Source organism: Enterobacter cloacae complex sp. IR5458 (assembly GCF_049238025.1).
GTDB classification, from domain to species: Bacteria; Pseudomonadota; Gammaproteobacteria; order Enterobacterales; family Enterobacteriaceae; genus Enterobacter; species Enterobacter kobei.
Window position 1 is genome coordinate 1 of record NZ_JBMKIF010000093.1, and the last position, 3,366, is coordinate 3,366.

The 3,366-nt window shown below is 46.3% G+C and carries 3 protein-coding genes and 1 pseudogene; all 4 read left to right on the forward strand.

The window, feature by feature from the left end:
* The first annotated feature begins 233 nt into the window (after positions 1-233).
* Positions 234-731, forward strand: a complete 498-nt coding sequence (gene tssB, locus ACOTYN_RS25915) for a type VI secretion system contractile sheath small subunit (protein ID WP_047748139.1) — start codon at positions 234-236, stop codon at positions 729-731.
* Between the two features lie 35 nt (positions 732-766).
* Positions 767-2,224, forward strand: a complete 1,458-nt coding sequence (tssC, locus tag ACOTYN_RS25920) for a type VI secretion system contractile sheath large subunit (protein ID WP_008786712.1) — start codon at positions 767-769, stop codon at positions 2,222-2,224.
* A gap of 212 nt (positions 2,225-2,436) precedes the next feature.
* Positions 2,437-2,886, forward strand: a complete 450-nt coding sequence (gene tssE, locus ACOTYN_RS25925; protein WP_008786711.1) for a type VI secretion system baseplate subunit TssE — start codon at positions 2,437-2,439, stop codon at positions 2,884-2,886.
* A gap of 34 nt (positions 2,887-2,920) precedes the next feature.
* Positions 2,921-3,307: pseudogene (locus ACOTYN_RS25930) on the forward strand (type VI secretion system ImpA family N-terminal domain-containing protein); the annotation flags it as partial.
* Positions 3,308-3,366: the final 59 nt, after the last annotated feature.

Consider the following 3,366-nt stretch of genomic DNA (forward strand, 5'->3'; position numbering starts at 1 on the left):
AGCGGGCATCGTTAACTTAAGATACAAAAGCTGTCCGGAAATGGCGGGTCAAGATCACTTTTTCCCCAATTCCTAGAGGTGCACCCTGTTACAAAACAGAGGAAAACTCTTAATAAAATTCCAATTGCAGATCTTTGATCTGCAAAGTTGATCTATGTGAGCAATATGTTCTATCATCGCTTTGTAAAGATACCTTGTGGTAACTATCACCACTGTCCAACAAAGGGAATGATATGGCAGATTCCAGCTTCCAGAATGAAGTGCCAAAAGCACGTGTCAACATCCAGCTTGACCTGCACACGGGTTCCGCCCAAAAGAAAGTCGAGTTGCCCTTAAAACTTCTCGCGTTGGGAGACTTCAGTAACGGCAAAGAAACCCTCCCGCTTTCTGAACGCAGTAAGTTAAATATTTCCAAAAACAACTTTAATAGCGTTCTGTCCGAGCTTAACCCAGAGGTCAGCATTGATGTTGCTAACACCCTGAGAGGTGATGGTTCTGAAGAAAATATCAAACTCAGCTTTTCTGAAATGAAAGATTTCGAGCCTGAAGCAATAGCAAAGCAAATTCCTCAACTTCGTGCCATGTTAGCCATGCGCAATCTCCTTAGAGACCTAAAGTCTAACCTCCTGGATAACGCCGAGTTCCGCAGATCTCTTGAAACCATACTGAAAGACCCGGCTCTGAGCGAAGAATTAAGACAAGAGCTGAATGCCCTTGCACCCGCCGAATAACAGCAAAATGTTTTTTTAATGGATTAACAGAGAGGATGCTGATGTCTGTGAATACTGAAACACAATCGGTGCAGGGGAACACTACTGTACTTGAGAATAACCCAGACAGCGTGTATGCCTCGCTGTTTGAAAAAATTAATCTGAATCCAGTTTCTCGCCTGGGTGACATTACTGAATATCAAGACGACAGCGTCATGGCCGATGCCTCGGCAGATGAGCGAGTGACCGCAGCCATTCAGGTTTTTATGCAGGTTATTTCAAAATCAGGCCAAAAAGTTGAGAAGCTTGATAAATCATTGCTTGATTCGCATATCGCAGAGCTTGATTATCAAATCAGTCGCCAGCTCGATGAAGTTATGCACCACCCGGAGTTTCAACGCGTAGAATCACTCTGGCGCGGGCTTAAGCACACGGTTGATCGCACAGATTTCCGCCAGAATGTAAAAATAGAAATACTTGATGTTTCTAAAGACGATCTGCGTCAGGATTTTGAAGACGCTCCGGAGATTATCCAGAGCGGTCTTTATCACCATACTTATTCGATGGAATACGATCAACCGGGCGGAGAGCCCATTGCCGCAATCATTTCGTCGTATGAGTTCGATTCCTCCGCTCAGGATGTAGCGTTACTCCGTAATATATCAAAAGTTTCAGCTGCCGCTCATATGCCGTTTATTGGTTCTGTAGGACCAAAATTCTTCCATAAATCCAGCATGGAAGAAGTCGCGGCCATCAAAGACATCGGTAACTATTTTGACAGAGCTGAATATATCAAATGGAAAGCGTTCCGTGACTCTGAGGACTCCCGCTACATTGGGCTGACTATGCCACGTGTGTTGGGCCGTTTGCCGTATGGTCCGGATACCGTCCCGGTGCGCAGTTTCAATTATGTGGAGGAAGTGAAGGGACCTGATCACGAGAAGTATTTATGGACGAATGCATCCTTTGCCTTTGCTGCCAATATGGTGAAAAGTTTTATCAATAATGGCTGGTGCGTCCAGATTCGTGGCCCTCAGGCTGGCGGTGCAGTTCAGGATCTGCCTATCCATCTGTACGACCTCGGTACCGGTAATCAGGTAAAAATCCCGTCCGAAGTGATGATACCGGAAACCCGTGAGTTTGAATTCTCGAATCTGGGATTCATTCCGCTAAGCTATTATAAAAACAGAGATTATTCCTGTTTCTTTAGCGCAAACTCCGCCCAGAAGCCTGCGTTGTACGACACTGCGGATGCGACCGCCAACAGCCGCATCAATTCCCGTCTGCCATACATCTTCCTGTTGTCACGTATCGCGCACTACCTGAAGCTCATCCAGCGTGAAAATATCGGTACCACCAAAGACCGTCGCCTGCTTGAGCTGGAGCTCAATACCTGGGTGAAAGGTCTGGTGACCGAGATGACCGATCCGGGCGATGATCTCCAGGCTTCACACCCGCTTCGCGATGCCAAAGTCATCGTTGAAGACATCGAGGATACAAGGTTATGCTCTTAGCCTGATAGAGTTGAATTTCTCAGAGCCACGTGCCTCAGACCTATTCTACTATCCTGAATACTGGTTCAAAATTGATTCAATGTCTGACGTCAATTTAACTAATGATGAGATTTTGGGGTATTTAATGAAAAAATCAGGCCGTTGGTTACCAGACGCACCCGAAATTGATTTGCCTTATCCATTACCAGCATAGAGTGTGGAAAAAAATCAATATGGACCGAAAATCACCTTCATTATATGAAATTCTTACTGGCAACTTTACAGGAGATCTTCCCCTTGAAGTTGTAAACGAAGAAGACCCGGTCATTTTATCTGTACTGGATAACATCCAGCGAATTTTGAACGCCCGGGCCGGTACCGTATCCCATCTACCAGATTATGGTTTGCCGGATATGACCAAAATTCTGCAAGGCATGCCCGGGACAGCCCACGAGCTGATCGAAATGCTGGCCGGTGTCCTGCTCAAGTATGAACCTCGTTTGCAGTCACTCAATGTGACCCTACTTGAACAGCAAGTACCAGGTGAGTTGCGTTACGCCATCGATGCGGAACTGAGAGGTATTGGACTTGTACGGTATGGGACCGAGTTTATGCCAGAGGGAAAAGTGATGATCAGGCACTTGAAACAACAGCAGCATCTGGAAAACCATCAATTTATCTAATCAACTCATACCCTCATTCGATACGGATTTCACAATGTCCTACACTACCGAACGCCATCTTAAGACTGGAAACGATCCGCGCTCAATGCCTGATTATTCATCATTACGTGAAGAACTAGCTAAACTCACCCATCCTGCCCGTCCGGATGTGAACTGGGGGAATGTTGAAAAACTGGCGTTAAACCTTTTCGATATCAATGGGGTCGAGCTTCAGACGGCGGCGTGGTATACCTTGGCAAGGGCACAACAGGCAGGTATACAGGGTTTCAATGAAGGTATGGCGATTCTGGATGCCCTGATACGCTATCAATGGTCAGCAATGTGGCCCGCTTCTGCACATGCCAGAATAGAAATACTCAGCAGCCTGAGTAAGCGTCTTCAGCAGCTGTTCCGGACTTTATCCCTCCATAGGGCGGATTTACTAAATAGCTGCGCCTAATACCGCTACACTTTTGCCTGACCATGTTTTCCTCCGGGGAA

Bases quoted from the DNA above. Each gene is read 5' to 3' on its own strand.
- tssB (WP_047748139.1), top strand. From the start codon at position 234: ATGGCAGATTCCAGCTTCCAGAATGAAGTGCCAAAAGCACGTGTCAAC.
- tssE (WP_008786711.1), top strand. From the start codon at position 2,437: ATGGACCGAAAATCACCTTCATTATATGAAATTCTTACTGGCAACTTT.
- tssC (WP_008786712.1), top strand. From the start codon at position 767: ATGCTGATGTCTGTGAATACTGAAACACAATCGGTGCAGGGGAACACT.